This window comes from Salinispora oceanensis, from assembly GCF_000383575.1.
Classification (GTDB): Bacteria; Actinomycetota; Actinomycetes; order Mycobacteriales; family Micromonosporaceae; genus Micromonospora; species Micromonospora oceanensis.
Genome location: NZ_KB911579.1, coordinates 4885424 through 4904487 on the forward strand (window position 1 = coordinate 4885424; position 19064 = coordinate 4904487).

Annotated in this window: 17 protein-coding genes; 4 read left to right on the top strand and 13 right to left on the bottom strand. The window is 70.9% G+C overall.

All coding sequences use genetic code 11. From position 1 onward, the window contains the following. Window positions 1–36 precede the first annotated feature (36 nt). From SALPAC4_RS0122455 to SALPAC4_RS0122480, 6 genes are all read right to left on the bottom strand, one after another. Window positions 37–1092: an ABC transporter ATP-binding protein gene (locus tag SALPAC4_RS0122455; RefSeq protein WP_019872269.1), complete on the bottom strand. Its 1056-nt coding sequence runs from the start codon at window positions 1090–1092 to the stop codon at window positions 37–39. Then, window positions 1089–2414, bottom strand: coding sequence for an ABC transporter substrate-binding protein (locus SALPAC4_RS0122460; RefSeq protein ID WP_019872270.1), 1326 nt, complete (start codon window positions 2412–2414; stop codon window positions 1089–1091). Before SALPAC4_RS0122460 ends, SALPAC4_RS0122455 begins: the two co-directional genes overlap by 4 nt. Continuing rightward, window positions 2411–3271: a carbohydrate ABC transporter permease gene (locus SALPAC4_RS0122465; protein WP_019872271.1), complete on the bottom strand. Its 861-nt coding sequence runs from the start codon at window positions 3269–3271 to the stop codon at window positions 2411–2413. The genes SALPAC4_RS0122460 and SALPAC4_RS0122465 overlap by 4 nt, the downstream gene beginning before the upstream one ends. Before the next feature lie 25 nt (window positions 3272–3296). Next, complete coding sequence (locus SALPAC4_RS0122470; protein ID WP_027645000.1) at window positions 3297–6092, bottom strand: WD40/YVTN/BNR-like repeat-containing protein; 2796 nt, start codon at window positions 6090–6092, stop codon at window positions 3297–3299. A 121-nt stretch (window positions 6093–6213) separates the two neighbouring features. Further along, window positions 6214–6984, bottom strand: a complete 771-nt coding sequence (locus SALPAC4_RS0122475) for an ABC transporter permease (RefSeq protein WP_019872273.1) — start codon at window positions 6982–6984, stop codon at window positions 6214–6216. Beyond that, complete coding sequence (locus tag SALPAC4_RS0122480) at window positions 6981–8012, bottom strand: ABC transporter ATP-binding protein (protein ID WP_019872274.1); 1032 nt, start codon at window positions 8010–8012, stop codon at window positions 6981–6983. The genes SALPAC4_RS0122475 and SALPAC4_RS0122480 overlap by 4 nt, the downstream gene beginning before the upstream one ends. Window positions 8013–8220: 208 nt before the next feature. On the opposite strand from SALPAC4_RS0122480, the gene SALPAC4_RS0122485 reads away from it, so the two are divergent. Then, on the top strand, window positions 8221–9090 hold the full coding sequence (locus tag SALPAC4_RS0122485; protein ID WP_019872275.1) for a pentapeptide repeat-containing protein: 870 nt from the start codon (window positions 8221–8223) through the stop codon (window positions 9088–9090). Between the two features lie 80 nt (window positions 9091–9170). Beyond that, window positions 9171–9398, top strand: coding sequence for a hypothetical protein (locus SALPAC4_RS0122490; protein WP_018819276.1), 228 nt, complete (start codon window positions 9171–9173; stop codon window positions 9396–9398). A gap of 29 nt (window positions 9399–9427) precedes the next feature. Here the strand turns inward: SALPAC4_RS0122490 and SALPAC4_RS0122495 are convergent, their stop codons facing one another. After that, window positions 9428–10759 (bottom strand): lycopene cyclase family protein, encoded by a 1332-nt coding sequence (locus SALPAC4_RS0122495; protein WP_019872276.1) that lies wholly within the window; start codon window positions 10757–10759, stop codon window positions 9428–9430. Between the two features lie 205 nt (window positions 10760–10964). Between SALPAC4_RS0122495 and SALPAC4_RS0122500 the strand changes: the two genes are divergently transcribed. After that, window positions 10965–12173 carry an MFS transporter gene (locus SALPAC4_RS0122500; RefSeq protein ID WP_027645002.1) on the top strand — a complete coding sequence of 403 codons (1209 nt, stop codon included), beginning with the start codon at window positions 10965–10967 and terminating at the stop codon, window positions 12171–12173. A gap of 87 nt (window positions 12174–12260) precedes the next feature. On the opposite strand, the gene SALPAC4_RS0122505 is transcribed toward SALPAC4_RS0122500, so the two are convergent. From SALPAC4_RS0122505 to SALPAC4_RS0122515, 3 genes are all read right to left on the bottom strand, one after another. Continuing rightward, the gene (locus SALPAC4_RS0122505; RefSeq protein WP_019872280.1) at window positions 12261–13505 is read right to left on the bottom strand and encodes an MFS transporter; all 1245 of its coding nucleotides are present in this window, start codon (window positions 13503–13505) and stop codon (window positions 12261–12263) included. Between the two features lie 116 nt (window positions 13506–13621). Next, a complete protein-coding gene (locus SALPAC4_RS0122510) occupies window positions 13622–14479 on the bottom strand; it encodes a slipin family protein (RefSeq protein WP_018742425.1) in 858 nt (285 codons plus the stop codon). A 28-nt stretch (window positions 14480–14507) separates the two neighbouring features. After that, window positions 14508–16346 carry an AMP-dependent synthetase/ligase gene (locus SALPAC4_RS0122515; protein ID WP_019872281.1) on the bottom strand — a complete coding sequence of 613 codons (1839 nt, stop codon included), beginning with the start codon at window positions 16344–16346 and terminating at the stop codon, window positions 14508–14510. 192 nt (window positions 16347–16538) lie between these two features. Here SALPAC4_RS0122515 and SALPAC4_RS0122520 point away from each other — a divergent pair, with 192 nt between their 5' ends. Then, window positions 16539–17411, top strand: a complete 873-nt coding sequence (locus tag SALPAC4_RS0122520) for a hypothetical protein (protein WP_027645003.1) — start codon at window positions 16539–16541, stop codon at window positions 17409–17411. An 11-nt stretch (window positions 17412–17422) separates the two neighbouring features. On the opposite strand, the gene SALPAC4_RS0122525 is transcribed toward SALPAC4_RS0122520, so the two are convergent. The 3 genes from SALPAC4_RS0122525 to SALPAC4_RS0122535 form a co-directional block, all read right to left on the bottom strand. Beyond that, window positions 17423–17713, bottom strand: a complete 291-nt coding sequence (locus tag SALPAC4_RS0122525; protein WP_018819269.1) for a hypothetical protein — start codon at window positions 17711–17713, stop codon at window positions 17423–17425. Further along, a complete protein-coding gene (locus SALPAC4_RS0122530; protein WP_019872283.1) occupies window positions 17710–18120 on the bottom strand; it encodes a DUF1622 domain-containing protein in 411 nt (136 codons plus the stop codon). Before SALPAC4_RS0122530 ends, SALPAC4_RS0122525 begins: the two co-directional genes overlap by 4 nt. Window positions 18121–18229: 109 nt before the next feature. Further along, entirely contained in the window at window positions 18230–19036 is an 807-nt protein-coding gene (locus SALPAC4_RS0122535; protein WP_018732284.1) for a potassium channel family protein, read from the bottom strand. Window positions 19037–19064 lie beyond the last annotated feature (28 nt).

Consider the following 19064-nt stretch of genomic DNA (forward strand, 5'->3'; position numbering starts at 1 on the left):
GCCCCACCCCGGCGCGCGACCGCTCCCTGCTCGCCCTCAAGCGGCACACCGGAGCCCGGTGGTGGCGTCGAAGACGTGCGTATCGGCCCAGTGGACCCCGACTCGCACCGCGTCGCCGCGCGCCGGCCGGTGGGCGGCGGGCACCCGGGCCACCACCGGGTTGCCGGCGCGGAGGGTGAGGTAGGCGTAGGCGTCCGTGCCGACCACCTCAACCCGGTCAACGGTCGCCGCCGCGCCGTCGGGCTCCCCCAACACCACCGCCTCCGGGCGGAATCCGATCTCGCGCTCGCCGGCCATCCCCGCCGGCGGAGCACCGGACGGCTGGATCGGGCCGGAGCCGGGAAGCACGTTCATCGCCGGGGAACCGACAAAACCGGCCACGAACCGGCTCGCCGGGGTGTGCCAGATCTCGTCCGGCGTACCAACCTGCTCCACCCGGCCGTCGCGCAGCACCGCGATCCGGTCCGCCAGCACCAGCGCCTCGGTTTGATCGTGGGTGACGTGCGCCATCGTGGCGCCGAGCCGGTCGTGCAGGGCCCGCAACTCGGCCCGCATCTGCACCCGCAGCGCAAGGTCGAGGTTGGACAGCGGCTCGTCGAGGAGGAAGACGTCCGGCTCCCGCACCAACGCGCGGGCCAACGCTACGCGCTGTCGCTCGCCACCGGAGAGCTGCCCGGGTCGCCGGCCGAGCAGGTGCGCCGCGCCGACCTGCTCGGCGGCGGTCCGGGCCCGCTCCCGGGCCGCCACCTTCGGGACGTCCCGCACCACCAGGCCGAACGCGATGTTCTCGGCGACGGTCAGGTGGGGAAAGAGCGCGTACGACTGGAACACCATCGACACGTTGCGCCGGCCGGGACGGTCGGCGGTGACGTCCCGGCCGGCGATCCAGACCCGCCCGGTGGTCACCGGTTCCAGGCCGGCCACCACCCGCAACAGCGTCGACTTGCCGGCACCGGAGGGGCCGAGTACCACCAGGAGTTCTCCCCGGGCCACGGTCAGCCGCAGCTGCTGCAGAACGGTGACGCCCCGGTAGGCGGCACTCACTCCGTCCAGAGTCAGTCCGGCGTCGTGGGTCAGATCCACATCGCTCACCCGTGCTCACCACGGGCGAACAGCGGGCGGGTCTGCTCATCGAGGGCGCGGATGACCTCGTCCAACCGGTCGCCCCGGTACAGCGCGTTCTCCAGGATCCCGGCGGTCACGTCCTCGACCTCCGGCCAGGTGGAGATGGTCGGCAACGTCCGGAGAGTGGGAATCGTGTCGAGGAAGACCGTCGCGTTGCGGGGTGGCTGGGCGGAGTCGAGGAATACCGGGGACTGCGAGACACCGACATGCGACGGCACCGTCCGCCCGGTGGCGGCGATGATCTGCTGCCCCTCGGCGGAGATGGCGAACTCCAGGAACCGCCACGCCGCGTCCTTACGCTTGGCCCCCCGGGTCATGCAGTACGCGTCCGAGTGCAGCACCCCGACCTGGTCCTGGTAGACCGGCAGTGGAGCGACGTCCCACTCGAAGTCGGTGATCGAGCGAAAGGTGGTGGTGGAGCGCCGCGAGGACATCAGCATGGCGAGTCGGCCGTTGGCGAAGCGGGACTCGTCATCCTCCGCCTCGACCTCCTCGTCGGTGGGCACCACCCCGTACGCCTGGCGGAGGTCAACCAGGTTCTTCAGCGCCTCCCGGCCGATCGGGGTGTCCAGGGTGAGCCGCGTCGGTCGGTCCGGGTCGTCGACGATCTCACCGCCGGCGGACCAGGTGAACGGGGCTACCCGGATGATCGACGGCTCGATGCCGAGCCCGTGCACGGCCGGGCGGGCGGCGGCCCCCTCGCTCTCGGTGCCCTTGACCACCACCCCACGGTCGTCCCGGGTCATCGCGATGGCGGTCCCGACCATGTCGTTCCAGGTCCAGCCCGCCTTCGGCTCGGGGACCTGGTATTTGGCGAAGAGGGTGCGGTTGTAGTAGACGGCGAGACTGGAGACGTTCTGCGGCAGGCAGAGCTGCTTGCCGCCCCAGCTGAAGGCCTCCATCGCCACCGGATAGTAGTCAGCGGGATCCACCTTCTCGGAGGCGGCGATCCGCTCGTCCAAGGGCTCCACCACGTTCTTCGCGGCGAACTGGCCGTAGAAGCGGTAGTTCATCAGGAACAGGTCCGGTGGGGCTCCCCCGGCGACCGAGGTGGCGAGCCGGGCAAGTAGGTCCTTGCGGTCGCTGGCCTCGATCAGCTGCACCTCGTTCCCGGGCCGCGCCTGACCGTACGCCTCGATCAGCGTGCGGTACGCGGCCAGTTCCTCCGGGGCACCGAAGACCAGCAGCCGCACCGGCCCGTCGGCGGCGGCCCCGGACCCGGACCCGCAGCCGGACCCGAGGAGCACAGTCGCGAGCAGCGCCGCCAGCAGCGCCTTGGGTCTTCTCATGGCCGGTTCCGTCCTGTCTGGTCATCGTGGTGGAAAAATCGGCGCTGGGCTAACCCGAAGACCAGCACGGCGGGGCCGGTTGCCAGGACCGCCCCGGCCAGGAACACCGGGAAGTTCGTCGGATCCAGCACCGACAGCGAACGCAGTGCCAAGGGCAGGGTGAACAGGTCGCGGTCGTACACATAGATCAGTGGATCGAGGAAGTTCGACCAGGTGAACACGAAGGTTAGGGCGGTGATCGCGGCGGTGACCGGACGCACCATCGGGAGCGCGAACCGCCACCAGATGCCCATCGGCGTCATGTCCTCCACCAGACACGCGTCGTAGAGGTCCCGCGGCAACGCCCGGAAGGCCAGGTAGTAGACCAGGACGTAGAGCGGGGAGGTACCCAACAGCGCCGGAGCGATCAAGGGCACCAGCGTATCGGTCAGCCCGAGCACGCGGAAGATCGCGAACCGGGGTACCAGCAGTGCGGTGGCCGGCACCATCAGGGCTACCAGGGAGGCCACGACGATGAGCGCGGCCCGCCGGGGCGCGAGCCGGGCCAACGCGAAGCCGGCCAGCGCGGCGACCAACACACTCAGCGGCACGGCGACGACCGCGACCAGCAGCGAGTTCAGCGCGGCCCGCAGCACCCCGCCGACCGCCAGGGCCTGTCGGTAGCCGGCGGTGGAGACGGGATCGGGGATCACCTGCGGGGTGGGGGACGGTGGCAGGCCGGGCTCGGTGAGCGAGCCCGAAACCAGTAGCAGGAGCGGCGGGACGAAGACGAGCAGGACGAAGAGCGAGCCCAGGGCGCGCCAGATCCGACCGATCCTCCCGGACAGCGGTGGGGGGCCGCTGGCGCGGCCCCCCACCCGGTTGGTGGTGTGAATGATCGACCTACTTCAGGTTGAGCCGCCAGGCGCCGAGGCCGTGTGAGGCCGCGTAGAGGACCCGCTCGCCCGGCACGATGGTCAGCCCGGCGACCTCCACATTCGGCATGGCGCCGCCGGCCTTGGTCCAGCTGGTCCGCCCCTCGACCAGCCGCAACACACCGAAGTCGGTCGAGGCGTACAGGTCACCGGTGACATCGTCCCGGACCAGGTCGGTGATCGGCTGGTCACCGAAGTCGTACGAGCGGTCGGTCCAGGTCGCCGTCGTGCCGGCGGTCGTCACCTCGAAGGCGTGCCCGAGCGTCTCCGGCGTGTTCGAGTTGAAGCCGCTGTAGGAGACCCACGCCCGGTTCGGGTCATCCGGGTCGATGTGGACACTGGTGACGAAGCGGTTCGGAGTCTCCGAGTCGTCGATCCGGGTCCAGGTCACCTCGGCGGCCGACTCGGCGTCAACGTTGTGGCTGACGAAGACTCGGCCCGTGCTGGTGGCCGCGTAGGCGGTGGCGGAGTCGGTGTCGACCCGCTGAACCACCGAGACCGCGCCGCCGGCCCGGTCCCCCCACGCCCCGTCGGTGAGCGGCGTGGAGCCCAGCTCCTCCCAGTCCCCGCACTGTTCCTCGAAGGTGCCGGTCCAGGTGTTGCAGATCCGGTTGGCCTCCTCGATGCTGCGGTCGCCCAGACCGAAGGTCTTCGTCCGGTACACCGAGCGACCGGTGCCGGCGAACATCGTGCCGCTGACCACCGGGTCGCTGATCACCGGGGCGTAGAAGAGGGTGCCCGGCTGGCCGTAGATCGGATCCGCGGTCCAGATCCACTCTGCGATGTCACCACCGGCGAAGTTCACCTCCGGTGACGCGTCGAAGAAGGTGTGGAAGCGGAACTCGGGCTTGCCGACGTCGAAGCCGGAGGCGCCGCCGTCACCGATCATCGTGTTCGACCAGCGCCGCCGCTCGCCGTTGTTCTCCCAGGTCCCGTTGTCCTGGGTGCCGCCCTGCAGCAGGTTCACGTCGTGCGGGCTGACCGACAGGCTGATGAACTGCAGCGTGTTCATGCCCTTGTTGACGCTCTCCAGCTTGCTCGGAATCCGGGAGAGCATCTGCTTGCAGCGATCCTGCTGGGCCGCCGTGGTCAGGTTGCGGTCCGGGTTGTCACACCAGGCGGACCGATCGACGAAGTCACCGCTGGAGCGCATGATCCCGCCGTCGTTGGCCTCGAAGAACTGGTACGGGTCCCGCGGGTTGGTCACGATCGCGTGCTGGTCCGGGTGCAGACCGTTCGGGTGCAGCTCGTCGGTGCCGTCGAAGGTCATGTCGGTGCCGCTGACCCCGGCGTCGGTGGAGAGGACGACCGCCCGCTTGTGCGCGACCGTCTCACCGTAGACGTAGGAGCCACCGGTGTAGACGATGTCTGGATGCCCGGCCGGGGTGTGCACGAACATGTCGTACCAGCACTGGCCGGTGCACTGGTTGTAGGTGGCGTACCCGGGGTCTGCCGGGTTCGAGCTGCTCAGGTCGGTGAACGTGGGGGTTCCGCCGGCCACGTCGTCGCTGCGCAGCAACCGCGAGTACGGGTTGCCGAAGTTACCCTCGTAGACGTACATCCGGGTCTTGCCGTCCGGCAGGGCGGTGACGTCGATGGCGGCCCGGGTCTGGAACAGGTCCGGGTTGAGCGAAGGCTTGATCTGCGTCCAGCTGGCTCCGGCGTCCGGGGAGCGCCAGACACCGCGGGCGTACGACGAGGCGTACACGATGTCGGAGTTCTTGGGGTCGAGCTTGACGTAGCGGACGCCGCGCGGCGAGCAGACCGAGTTGTTACCGAACTCCTCGGCGTCGCCGGTGCAGTCGGTGGCGGCGGCCGAACCGTTGTGGATGAAGTTCCAGTTCTCGCCACCGTCGGTGGTCTTGTAGAGACCCCACTTCTCGGCGTCGGGCACCGGTCGGGTCACGCCCGTGCAGCAGGCGCTGGACATGCCGCGCAGCGCGGTGGTGGTGGCGACGTAGATGGTCTTGGGGTCGTCCGGCTCGATGGTGATCTCGGCGATGCCCTTGCCGGCGAGCACCTCCTTGCCGAGCGGGCCCTGCCAGGTCAGACCGCCGTTGGTGGACCGGTAGAGACCGACACCGGCGACGCATCCGGAGCCGCAGATGTTGGCCTCACCGGTACCGACGTAGATGGTGAGCCCGTGCCGGTCGTTGCGGTCGATCTTGACCGAGCCGGCCGCGTTGATGCCCAGCGGCCCGCCCAGGTAGAACCACTTCGGCTCGGCGGCGAGGATGTTGAGAGTGCCCCAGACGCCACCACCGGAGGGCGTGGCGTACGCCCGGCAGAGCCACCGGTTGCAGTCGGGGCTGATGTCGAGGGAGGTCACCCGGCCACCGGCGACGTACTCGTTGGGCACGTAGTTGAAGGCGTTGCGATACTCGGTGAACGGGTAGACCGCCTCACTCGGCCCGACATTGCTCCACCACTGGCCGCCCCGGTACCGACGCTCCGCCGCCGAGAACGCCGCCTTCGAGCGGTCGACCTCGGCGAGGCTCACCTCGTTGGCCGGGTAGGCCCGCTTGAGGAACTCCTGCTGCGCGGCACCGCCCGGACCGTCCAGCGACATGCCGTCGTTGCCCGGTATCGACCGACGCATCTGCTCCAAGTGGGCCCCGAGGGCGTTCGGTAGCTCGCCGTCCCCGGTCGCCGCGGTGGCGGCCGGCACTTCAGTGCCGGCGAGGTGGATTCCGGCAACACCCGTCGTCGCGGCGAGGGCGACGATCGCTAGTCCTGCGAGTAGCTGGCGACGTCTGCGCTTCAAAGGTTCCTCCCGAAGAAGGCCTCGCCGCAGCGCGGCCTCCGGGATTGGCAACCGTCACTGGCAGCGGTCCATCCAGGAGGATGTCAGAGGAGGCCGGCAGCGCACAATCCCCTGCCGCAACTCAGTCGATGATTCTGGGCGAACCCTGCTCCCAGCGGAAGGTGCGAACCGCCAGCCACCCTGCTACGGCCGCGGTGCCGAGCACCACCAGGATCGAGAGCCACACCGGGTGCTGGGGTGAGCCGTCCGGCATCTGGGTGAGCATGAGGTCCGCGAAGAAGGTACTCGGGAGCAGGCCCAGGGTGGTGCGGACGGCGTCCGGCACGAGTTCCATGGGGAAGGCGAGGCCGCTGAGGAAGAGGGCGGAGAGCTGGACCAGCGTGCCCACATTGGTGGCGGCGTCCGGCGAGGAAAGGCGGCCGCCGATGAGGTATCCGACGGCGCCGAACATGGCCAGGCCCAGGAGGGCGATGCCGAACAGGGCGGGCAGCCGGGCCGGTGCCACCTTACCCAGGCCGGCGGCGACCGCGAGCAGGGCGATCATCTGGACGGTCACCATGAGGACCCGCGGGAACATGTGGGTGCGGATGAGGCGGGCCCGACCCACGGGGGTGGTGCCCAGGAGGCGCAGAGTCCCGTTGGTCCGCAGGGTGGCCAGCGGGCCAGCCGTGACGGTGAGCGCGGAGCTGGTGACGGCCAGGAAGATGGCCATCGGGATGACCAGCTGGATGAAGTCCGGAGCACCGCTCTCCTGTGGGACGACCGCGCCGATGCCGAGAAAGATGGCCAGCATTCCGAAGGGAAAGAAGAGCGCGAAATAGAAATACCGGGGCTCACGGAGGAGTTCGCGGGCATGGAGCATGGCCAGTTCGCGGGTGGCAGTGGTGATCATGCCGTGGCCCCTTCCGAATCGCTGTCTACCGGTGCGGCTTCGGCGGCGCTCTGGAACGGCACGCCCGTGAGGTGGCGGAAAACCGCCGCCAAGCCCGCCTCCCTGAGCTGGATCCGGGTGGCCGCGAGGGGGCCGACGAGCCGCCTGAGGACAAGGTCGGAGTCGCGGGTGTGAACGGTGACGCGGGTGCCGTCAGCGGTGTCGTGGGACTCCACGCGGGTAACGCCCTCGGCGGCGCGCAGGGCGGTGAGGTCGGTGCCGATGGCGACGGTGAAGCGGACCTCGCGTTCGGGTGCGTGGTGGGCGATGAGCTCCCGGGGCGCTCCGCAGGCGGTGACCTTGCCCTGGTGGAGGACGGCCACCCGGTCGCAGAGAGTCTCGGCCTCCGCCATGGAGTGGGTCGAGAGCAGAACCGTGCCGCCGCCGTCGCGGTGTCCGCGGATGGCGGACCAGAGTTCCTGGCGGGCATTGGGATCCAGGCCGGTGGAAGGCTCGTCGAGAATCAGGACCTGGGGGTGGGAGATGAGGGCGGTGCCGACGAGCAGGCGTTGGCGCTGTCCGGCGGAGAGCTTAGCCACGCGGACATCGCGGGAGTCGGTGAGGCCGATGCGCCCGATGATGACCTCGGGGGTTTCGGGCGCCGGGTAGAAGGAGGCCCACACCCGTAGGAGCTCGGCGACGGTCTGCTGCGGGAAGAGCGCTGCCTGCTGGGGCTGGATGGCGACCTGGCGGCGCACTTCCTCGCGCTTGACCGCGGGGTCAAGTCCCAGAATAAGCACGGTCCCGGAGGTGGGGCGGCGCAGGCCGGCCAGCAGCTCTATCGTCGTGGTTTTTCCGGCTCCGTTGGGGCCGAGGAGGCCGAAGATCTCACCGGGGCGGACCGCCAGATCGATCCCGTCTGTCGCGGCCTTCACCATGCCGTGGGGGCCGGGGTAGTGCTTGGTGACGGCGATGAGCCGGATCGCCGCGTCCCATGGCGGGTCCTCCTCGGGAATGGGTGCGGTGGTGTCGGTGTCCAGTTCGGGCATTTTCGAGTCAGCCTCTCGTGGGTACTGCTGAGGACCCGCCGAGTTCCACATGGTTCCGTGCCATGACAATCACCCTCCAACCCCTGCCTCGACCCGATCAATAATTGCGGGCGAGGTCAATATCGCAACGCCCCATAGCGGCACACCTCCGATGCCGTGGCAAAATCGGAGTTTCGCGTCGAGCGCCACGGCAGGAGGATCGGTCAGCATGACAGCGGTCGGTCCGGAGGAGCTGCGCGCCGACTGCTCCCGCTGCGTAGGGATCTGCTGCGTGGCGCCCGCCTTCGCCACCTCGGCCGACTTCGCGATCGACAAGCGGGCCGGGCATCCCTGCCCGAACCTGCGCTCAGACCTGCGCTGCGGAATCCACACCGAGCTGCGCAGCCGCGGCTTCCCCGGCTGTACCGTCTTCGACTGCTTCGGCGCCGGTCAGCGGGTGACCCAGGTGACCTTCGGGGGGCGGGACTGGCGGGACGACCAGCCCACCGCCCAGGCGATGTTCGACACCTTCACCGTGGTGAGGCCGCTCCACGAACTGCTCTGGCATCTGACCGAGGCACTGACGATGGAGCTGCCCGCACCACTGCGGGCCACGCTGGCCGAGGCGCTCGCCACCACCGACCGGCTGGCCGGCGGCGACCCGGAGTCGCTGCGGTCGCTGGCCGTTGACACGCACCGGAGCGGAGTCGTTCCGCTGCTGGCCCAGGCCGCTGACCATGCCCGGGCCCAGGGCGGCCGGCCCGGCGTCGACCGACGCGGTGCCGCCCTGCTCGGTGCCGACCTGCGCCGAGTCGACCTGCGTCGGGCAAGTCTGCGCGGCGCCCAGCTGGTCGGTGCCGACCTGCGCGGGGTTGACCTGACCGGCGCGGACCTCACCGGCACGGACCTACGGGGGGCCGACGTGCGTGGCGCGGACCTGACGGGCGCTCTCTTCCTGCACCAGTCACAGCTGGATGCGGCCCGAGGCGACCGGGCCACCCGTCTTCCACCGCGGCGCGGCCGACCCGCGCACTGGGCAGCCCCGCCGCGCGCCCGGGGCGGCTCCCCGCGTTTCTCCGGGCGGCGTCCGGGTAGGTGAGCCCGGGTAAGCCGACTTCGGTCACCGCGGCAGGTGCGGGGGCCGGGCGGTCACCGCGAGCCGACGGGCGGGAGTGCGCCATGACCGAGCAACACCGCTTCGACCTGGCCGACACGGACGAACCGGACGGCGCCACGGCGATGGAGGCGTCGCTTCGGCCGCCGGGCGAGTCGCTGCCGCAGACCGACGACGTCGGTGACGACTTCGCGGACCTACCCGCCGAAGACCGGCGATCGGCGCGGGAGATCAGTCGGGCCGGTTACGACGTTGCGGACGTGTCCGGGGCCGTCGACCCGAACCGGGAGTGAACCGCGGCACGTGCGTCCAGCGGCGTCGGTCACCCGCCCGGCTGGGAGCGCCGCGTCGCGCCGGTGACCGGCGGCGGGATCTGCCCGGCGGCGGGACGCCGCCACGGCCGGAGCCGGTCCCGCAGCCGGGCGGCGGCGTCACCGGCGGTGGCGGTGAGCATCGGTGCCAGCGGGGTGGTGCCCATCAGCGCGACCTCCTCGGCCGGGCTGGTGGTCCCGTCCAGGAAACGCAGCACCCGCTCGGCCGGGTTGCGGTCGAAGAGCCGGTCGAAGAAGTCGGGGCCGGCCAGCGGGCCACGGTCCAACGCGCGCAGCGCGACCGCGTCCAGCCACCGGTGCCGGCGGGGGTACGCGGGTGCCGGCACCGGCGCCCGCCCCTCGGCGAGGGCATCGGCGATCTGCCCCGCCTGCCGGTGCATGGCGGCGAAGGTGAAGCCGGTGGAGGGTCGGGTGGCGCCACCCCCGGTGCCGAGGCGGACCACCCGGGGCGAGGGCCGCGGGTGGAACGGACCGTCGGTCATCGGGATCACCCCGTTCTCCACCTCCCGCACTCGTAGCCGGGCCGGGTCCAGCCCGAGCCGGTCCCGGTACCCGGCCAACGCCGCGTCGTAGCCGGCGTCGGTGAGCAGGCCGGGGGTGAACTCGGTGTACTCGACCAACGCGTACCGGTCGTTGACCGGCAGCACGTACCCGAACGAGACCCCCCGGATCGGCTGCGGGGTGCGGAAGTCCATCAGCACCGCCCGACCCGGGTCGAAGAGCGGCCGGTCAGCCTCGAGCCACCAGCCACGGAAGTGCTGCAACCAGTTGGTACGCCCGGCCCGCCGGGGTGGGCGCGGCCGGGAGTCGAGGACCCAGGATGCCCGTAGCGTCGATCCGCCGGCGTGGACGGCGACCCGGTCGCCGTCGTCCTCGACCGCCTCGGCCGGGGCGCCGACGCGGACCGCGCCGAGCCGCCGCTCGGCGCGGGCGGCCCGCTCGTAGACGGGGGCCGAGCGAAGCATCGCGTACCGCAGTGGGGCGAGGTCGAGCACGCGGTGCCGCTCGGGGGTCGTCACCTCCACCTGGGACCAGCTCGCCGTCAGCAGCGGGTCGAGCCCGTCGTCGGGTCGGCCCCAGAAGGCCCAGGTCCGGTCCGCCCCGTGCCGGTGCACCGGATCGATCACCGCCACCCGGAGGCCACGCACACGCCGTTGGTCCAGGGCGGCGAGCACGAGGGAGCCCGCGCCGCCCCCTCCGACCAGGGCGAGGTCAACGTCGACGGTGGGCACCCGTACACGCTGCCACACCCACGGTCGGGTTCGCCGGCCGGACCGGCGGCAACCACCGGCGTCGCCGGGCCAGTCGAGCGATGCTCGCATCCCCGCCGATCACTGCTATCCTGCCCGCAATCCACAGTTAGGAGTTGGCATGCGCCAGGGCAAGGTCACGGTCACCGCTTCGCCGCGAGAGCACACCGCGCGCTAGCCGGTCCCACCGACGGGCTCGCACCCCACGGTGTAGCACTCCTCGCCGCGAAGCGGTCGTTCCCACGACGACCGTTTTTCCCTTGCTCGAGGAGCTATTTTGCGTGCCCTTGTATCCGCGCGTCTCGGCGCGGATTTCACCAAACTGTGGACCGCCTCGGCCGTGTCCAACATCGGTGACGGAGTCACCATGGCGGCCGGTCCACTGCTGGTCGCCTCCATCACCACCAACCCGGCGCTCATCGGTGGCGCTGTCTTCGTCCAACAACTGCCCTGGCTGCTGTTCGCCCTGATCAGCGGCGCCTACGTGGACCGGCTGGACCGCCGCAAGCTGGTGGTGGCCGTCAACGCGCTGCGCGCCGCGGCACTCACCGCGCTGACCCTCGCCGTCGCCACCGACACCGCCACGGTCGCTCTGGTCTACGCGGTGTTCTTCCTCCTCGGCACCGGGGAGACCCTGGCCGACACCGCCGCCGGCGCGTTCCTGCCCGCCATCGTGGCACCGGACCAGCTGGCCAGCGCCAACGCCCGGCTGATGGCGACCTTCACCATCGCCAACCAGTTCGTCGCCAAGCCGCTGGGGGCGTGGCTGTTCGTCATCGCCGCCGCCGCGCCCTTCGGCGTCAACGCCCTGACCTTCGCCGTGGCCGCGGCGCTGGTGGCGACGATCCGGCCGATCCCCGCGCTCCCGCCGGTGGCACCGCGCCGGAGCCTGCGGGAGGAGATCACCGACGGTGTCCGCTGGCTGTTCGGACATCGACTGCTGCGTACGCTCGCGGTGAGTATGGGGCTGGCGAACCTCGCGTTCTGCGCCGCCTTCGCCACCCTGGTCCTCTACGCCCGGCAGCGACTGGGCCTGTCCGACCTCGGCTTCGGCTTCCTCCTGACCACCTTCGCCGTCGGCGGGTTGGTCGGCACCGTCCTCGCGCCACGGCTACAACGAATCGTCGGGGCCGGCACCCTGCTCCGCGCGGGCCTCGTCGTCGAGTTCGTCACCCACGTCACCCTGGCGATCACCACAACCCCACTCGTCGCCGCCGCCATTCTGATCGTCTTCGGGATCCACACCATGGTGTGGGGCGTCATCGTGGTAACCCTGCGCCAACGCGTCGTGCCCGCCCACCTACTCGGCCGGGTGGGCAGCGTCTACTCGCTACTCGATCTCGGCGGAGCGGCTCTCGGTTCGCTCCTCGGCGGCCTGCTCGCCGGGGCGTGGGGACTCACCACACCGTTCTGGGCCGCCGCCGTCGTGCTGGCGCTCATCGCCGTCATCGCCTGGCGACCGCTGCGTACGGCATCGGCTGTCTGACGTGTCCGGGGCGCCCCGCTCCGCCCGGGCCTCGTCCTGGTCGGAGCGGGGGCGCCCGCGCGCACGGTGTCACATCCACGGCCTGGGTCATCGGCGGACCGGTCGTACGACGGCCACCAGCAGCGCCACGACGAGGTAGGGCGCCACCGTCACCGCGAACGCGACCCGGTTGCCGACGACGGTGGCGAGCAGGCCGTACCCGGCGTAGCACGCGATGATCGTCGTGTCGGTCGCCATCCCGGCGAGCGAGGTGACGGTGGCGCGGGCCGGGCCGACGATCCGCGCCTGGAGCCGGACGTCGGCGAGCACAGTGGCCAGTTGGAAACCGCAGAAGGCGACGCCCACCAGCAGGAACCCGACCGGGTGACCGATCAGCGCGCCGGCGGCGAGCGCCCCGGCGGACCCACCGATCAGGCCGGCATACCCGCGACGGCCCAGCCGCTCCCCCGCCGGGGCGAGCAGGCCGCCGACGGCGACCCCGACCCAGGTGAGTACGAGCAGCAACGGCACGGCCGGCCCGCTCGCCCCGACGTCTCGGGCCAACAGCGGAAGGTACTCGTCGAGCGCCCCCCATCCGGCGGCGACGGCGGCGACCAGCAGCACCGCCGCGCGCACCGTCCGGTCGGCGTGCGCCTCGGCCAGGCCGCCCCGCAGGGAGACCCACCAGCCGGGTTCACCGTCGTCGGGGTCGGCGCCCGACCCGGCGGCCGGCTCGCGCTGCTCTGGTAGGCGGGTGGCGACGGCGGCGGCCCCCAGGCAGGCCAGGATGCTCGCCACGCCGAGAGCGGGGTATCCACCGAGGGCGAGTACCGGCGCCGCCAACACGAGGGAGGCCAACACGCCGAGGGTTTCCGCGGTGCGGGCCCGGCCGATGACGCGGGCGTACCGGCTGGCCGCGCCGAGCCGGTCCAGGCCCGTGTAGACCAGGGCCTCCAACGCACCGGAGGCGAGCGCGCCGCCGACTCCCCAGAGCAGGAAACCCACCGCGAAGGCCGGGTACGAGGGCACGAGTGTCCAGAGCGCGAAGCCGGCGGCGGTGACCAGCGGCGCGAGGCAGAGCAGCAGCCGCCGGGAGACGGCGTCGGCCAACGCCCCGGAGGGGACCTCCAGCACGATCGAACTGGCCGACCAGATGACGAACAGGGTCGAGATCTGCCACACCGTCAGACCGGTGTCGGTGAACAGCAGCGGGTAGACGGGGTAGAGCAGGACGAGGTCGCGCAGGAACGCGTACCCGTAGAGGGTTGCCGCGAGTGACCGGACCTGCCGGTCGGGCGGGGCGATCGGGCCCGGGTGCGGGCCACCTCGCGGTGGGGTCGGATCGGAGGTCATCGCTTCTTCCCGTGGGGTGAGTGCGGACGCCGGAGGTACGGCGACCGCGGTGGCCCACGGGAAGGGCGCTCAGCGGTGGATCAATGTCGCCAGGTCATGCGGCCGATGGTAGCCGTTCACCGGGCTGGACGCGGCCCGTCGTCGCGGCGGTGCCCGTCACCGGCCACCGCCGCTGCCTGCTCCGCCACCGTCTCGTCCTGGTCGGTCGGGGCGCCGCGCGCGTACTTGTCGAAGAAGCGCAGCAGCTCCACCGGGAACGGCATCACCAGGGTGCTGTTCTTCTCCGCCGCCACATCCGACACGGTCTGGAGCAGCCGCAGTTGGTAGGCCCCCGGGGTGTTGGCCATGGTCTGGGAGGCGTCGGCGAGCCGCCGGGACGCCTGGTACTCACCGTCGGCGGCGATGACCCGGGCCCGCCGGTCCCGCTCGGCCTCGGCCTGCCGGGACATCGACCGCTTCATCCCCTCCGGCAGCGAGACATCCTTGACCTCGACCCGCTCGATGTTCAGCCCCCACGGCCCCTCGGTCGGGTCGTCGATCACCGACTTGAGGTCGGCGTTGACCTTGTCCCGGTCGGCGAGGAGGGTGTCCAGGTCCACCTTGCCGATCACCGAGCGCAGCGCGGTCTGCGAGATCTGGAGCACCGCTGCCGGATACTTCTCCACGTTCACCAGGGCCTTCACCGGGTCCACGACCCGGAAGTAGACCACCGCGTCGACCTTGAGGGTCACGTTGTCCCGCGTGATCGCCCCCTGTGCCGGCACGTCGATCACCGTGGTCTGCATGCTCACCCGGACCATCCGGTCCACGATGGGAATGATCAGCCGCAGGCCGGGTTCCCGGACGGGCAGCACCACCCGTCCGAAGCGGAAGACCACCCCGCGTTCGTACTGCTGCACGATCCGCAGGCTCAGGGCGCCGAGCAGCGCCAGAACGACCAGCACGATCACCGCGCCGATGAAGCCGGCTGCCATGGCACCCCTTCCGGTACGCCTGCCCAGCTCAGTGGCCCTGGTACAGGGCGTTGACGTCCTCACTGAAGTGTTCCTCGACCACACTTTTCTTGATCTTCAGAATGGGGGTGAGTTCGCCATCGGCCTCGGTGAGATCCCGCGGCAGGATACGGAAGGTCTTGACCTGCTCGGCCCGGGAAACAGTGGCGTTCGCGCGGTCAACGGCTGCCTGGATCTCGCCACACAGCTCCGGGTCGTCTCGCAGCTCGGCCACGGTCTCGTCGTCCGAGCGGCCGTGCTCGGAACGCCAGCGATCCCAGGCGGACGGGTCAATGGTGATCAGCGCGACGACGTAGGGGCGACCGTCGCCGATCAACATGCACTGGCTGACCAACGGGTGCGCGCGGATCGCCTCCTCGATCGGGGCGGGCGCGAGATTCTGCCCCGAGGCGGTAACTATGATCTCCTTCTGCCGCCCGGTGATCCGCAGAAATCCGTCCGAGTCGAGCTCTCCCAGGTCACCGGTCCGCATCCACCCATCCTGGGTGAACACCGCCCGGGTTGCTTCCGCGTTGTTCCAGTACCCCGGGAAGACCGGGTCGCCCCGGGCGAGGATCTCCCCATCGTCGGCGATCTGGATCCGCACCCCCGGCAGGGGACGTCCGACCGTGCCGATCCGCTGTGTCGTCGGCGTGTTCGCCGTCAACGCCGGGGAGGCCTCGGTGAGTCCGTACCCCTCCAGCACCAGCAGGCCCGCGCCCCGAAAGAAATGTCCCAGCCATTCGCCGAGCGGCGCGCCGCCCACGATCGCCGCGGAGCACCGACCACCCAGGGCGGCGCGCAGCTTTCGGTACACCAGCAGGTCGAACCCGCCGCGGGCGAGCCGGAGCAGGGGGTTCGGTCCCCAGGAACGATCGAGGCCGTGGCTGTACCGCACCGCCACCCGCTCGGCGAGCCGGAACAACCAGCCCCGGTGGCTCTCCTCGGCCTTCTGCCGGGCCCGACTGTGCAGCTTCTCGAAGACCCGGGGCACCGCCAGAACGAACGTCGGCCGGTGCCGGCCCAGCTGCTCCAGCACACCCGCGATGTCGGCGCTGTGCACCATGGTGCTCCGGGTCTGCACCACCCCGACCTGGATCATCCGGGCGAACGCGTGGGCCAGGGGCAGGAACAACACCGTGGTCGCCCCGGCGTGGAGCAGCTGCGGCAACACCGAGACCGCGGCGCTCACGTCGCAGTGGATGGAACGGTGGGTCAGCACACAGCCCTTTGGCCGACCGGTCGTGCCGCTGGTGTAGACGATCGTGGCCATGTCGCCGCCAGTCACCCGACGGCGCCGGCCGTCCACCACCGCGGCGTCAATCGCACGGCCCTGGCCAACCAGATTGATCAGATCACCGGCATCGATCTGCCACACGTCGCGCAGCGCCGGCAGGTCCGAACGTTGGCTGGCGACCAACTCGGCCTGACCGGCGGTCTCCACCACGCAGCCCACCACGCCCGCGTCCGACAGCACCCACCCGAGCTGGTCCGCGCTGGCCGTCTCGAAGACCGGCACCGACACCGCCCCGATCGCCCAGAGGGCGTAGTCAACCAGGGTCCACTCGTACCGGGTCCGGCTGACCAGCCCGACCCGGTCACCGTGCCCCACCCCGGCCGCGAGGAAGCCACGGGCGAGGCTGAGCACGTCGTCCCGGAACTGGGCGCACGTCACCGGCACATCCCCACCGCGCACCGAGCGCCGCGCGGGCCAGGCGCGGGACACCGGTGCGGGCCGGACGAACTGCACCGCCTCCGGTTCCTCCCGGGCGTTGGTCCACACCTGCTCGGCCAGCCCCGGCAACACCCCGCCGATCTCCTCCACCGGCGAGGCCACGACCTCCTGCACCTTGCTACCCCCGGTAGCTTCACCACCGGCACCTGGCGTGCCGGCGCTCCTACCTGCCCATCGTGCGACCGGCAGCGGCACCGGCGGCGGAACTACCGGCAAACCGGCCCGGGTGCCGCGCCGACGTGGTATGACGCGGTCAACGCTGGAAAAGCGCTCGGCACCGCCGTCGGAGCGGTCTATCTTTCGCGGATGCCCTTCCCCTCTCGCCCACCATTGCCGCCGGACGTGGACCCCGAGCTGTGGTTCGACACCGAGCAGTGCGGCCGGCACTATCTCCTCGACGGCAACCCCCACACGTTCCCCGGGCGGATGTACGCCTATTGCGCCGAGCGCGGTATCCGTACCCGGGTGTCGAAGGGTGAGATCAGCGACTGCTCCGCGCAGACCCGGTACTTCGTCCGTGGGTTCCTGTCCGGCAATGAGCCGGCGCCACCAGAATCCGACAGCCCCACCGAACCGGCCCCGCTCGCCTGGAGCGACGCGGCCGCTCGCTTCCGGGACACCGGGTACTGGCACGTCGATGCGAATGCCGACGCGGCGGGTGACGTCGATACCGACCGGTCAGAGGAGACCGATCCGGATCCCGACGGTGGCACCGACGCCGAGGCGGGAGAGGTCCCGCAGTGGATCCAGAGCTGGCTGCGAGAACAGGCGACCGCACGGGTGGCGCTGGTCGTTGACGTGCCGAACAGCAACGCGGACCACGCCATTGAGGTCGCCACGACACTCGCCAACCGGGTCGGTAGCCGGACCTGTGACCGCAGCGGTCCTGCCGAGATCAGCCGACCCGTTTCATTCACCCGGGTGTACGCACTGGTCGGTGTCACCGGGCACCGCCCGTGGGTGGCGGTGCACACGGCCATGACCGCGCTTGGTAGTAGCGGCTGGGCTCCCGCGACCGCGGTCGAAGGGGAGCAGTACGTGACTGCCGAGTTCCGGGCGGAGCGTGAGCCCAACCGAGGTCTCAACGCGCTCGGGGTGAGCGCGGTCGAGATCCACGCCGCCTACGGGCTGGGGCACGACCCGTCGCGTACGCCGGGCAGTTGGCGGCAGGACGACTGACGACGGTGCGCCTAGCGGACCGAAGGGCGCTGCGACAACCCACGCTCCGCTGGCCCGGGTTGGCCCCCGCCAGCGGTCAAACCCACTCGGACCACCTGGCGGATCACCATGATCGCCACTACGTAGAGCAGGTTCTCCCCCACTGGCGCCGGGGCGAGCCGCAGCAGACTGGCGGCCAACCACAGGTCAAGGCCGACATGCAGGGCCAAGCGCCCATCCCGGGATACCAGTAGGACCACCGCGGCCGAGCCGATGCCCGCGGCGATACAGGCCAGCGTGGCGTACTCGACCAGGGTGTTCACGTGGTGGGCTCCTTACCCGCCCGCTTCGGGTCGGCGGACCGGGGCGAGCCGAACTCGGCGATCTCGTGGCGCTCCTGCTTGAGCTCACGGGCGAGGAAGAAGTTCAGGGCGGTTCGGATCGCCGCCACCGCGGCCAGCTCGGAGATGTCCACCAGGGTTGGGGCGACCGAGGTGCGCATGATGTCGGAGGCGAGCTGAAACTCCAGCCCGAGGGTCAGGAACCGGCCGAGAGTCAGCCGGATCGGCACGAACGCCCGGCTCCGCCGATGCCACAACCCCACGAGCAGGAACCGGACGAACGCCAGCATCGCCCCGACGAAGATGATGAGGATGCCGGCGGCCTCCACCACTCGCACCAGGAGGTCCACCGCTTCCAAGAACCAATGCTGGTCGGCCATGCCATCCATACCAGCGGCTCCATGGCGGCGCGAGCGCCGGACGCCCGGACAACACCCGATCGCGTCGCCATCGGCCACTCCGCCCCGCCGGACGGTGTCATCCGCCGCTGGTCCCCCGTCAGGTGTGGGTCGTGCGGGCCGGCTGCACCGGCGGGGCCACCACGTCGGCGGATCCGGCACCCGCCGACGGGTCCAGCTGCTGGCGCAGCGCCGCGATCTCCTGGCGCAGCGCCGCGACGTCCTCGGCGGTCGCTGCCGGGTGCCGGTCCCGACCGGTCACCCGGTCAACGATCCAGGTGGCCAGCGAGCCGGTCACGAAACCGATCAGCCCAATGCCACCGATCATCAGGCCGACCGCCACCAGCCGCCCCTCCGGGGTGACCGGATAGAAATCGCCGTAGCCGACGGTCGTGATAGTCACGGCCGCCCACCAGAGGGCATCGCCGTAGTTGGTGATGGACGGGTCGGGCGCCGCCCGCTCGGCATCCAGGACCGCCAGGGAGGCCACCCCCACCAGCAACACGGTGGTCGCGGCCACGTAGATGCCGAGCCGGCCGCGAACCCAGGCCTCGGTGCGCCGGCTGAGCGAGAGCACCACCGTCACCAAGCGCAGCGCCCGCAGCGGACGGAGCATCGGCAGGAGCAGGACGGCGAGGTCGAACAGGTGCTCCCGGAGGAAGCGTCGCCGCTGCGTGTGCAGGATGAATCGGACAGCCATGTCGAGCCAGAACACCAGCCACGTGGTGAACGTGGTCACCTGACAGACCGTGATCCACGCCGAGCTGAGCTGCGGATCCAGGATCGGCGCAGCGTATGCGGCCAGGAACACCAGGGAGAAAACGGTCAACGGCAGCGCAGTCAGGCGCTCCCAACTCGCGGCCCGCTGCTCCCGCCGGCTGATGGAACCGGTGTCTTCCATGATCACCCCGACCGTGGTGCGAGTGTCCGTGTAA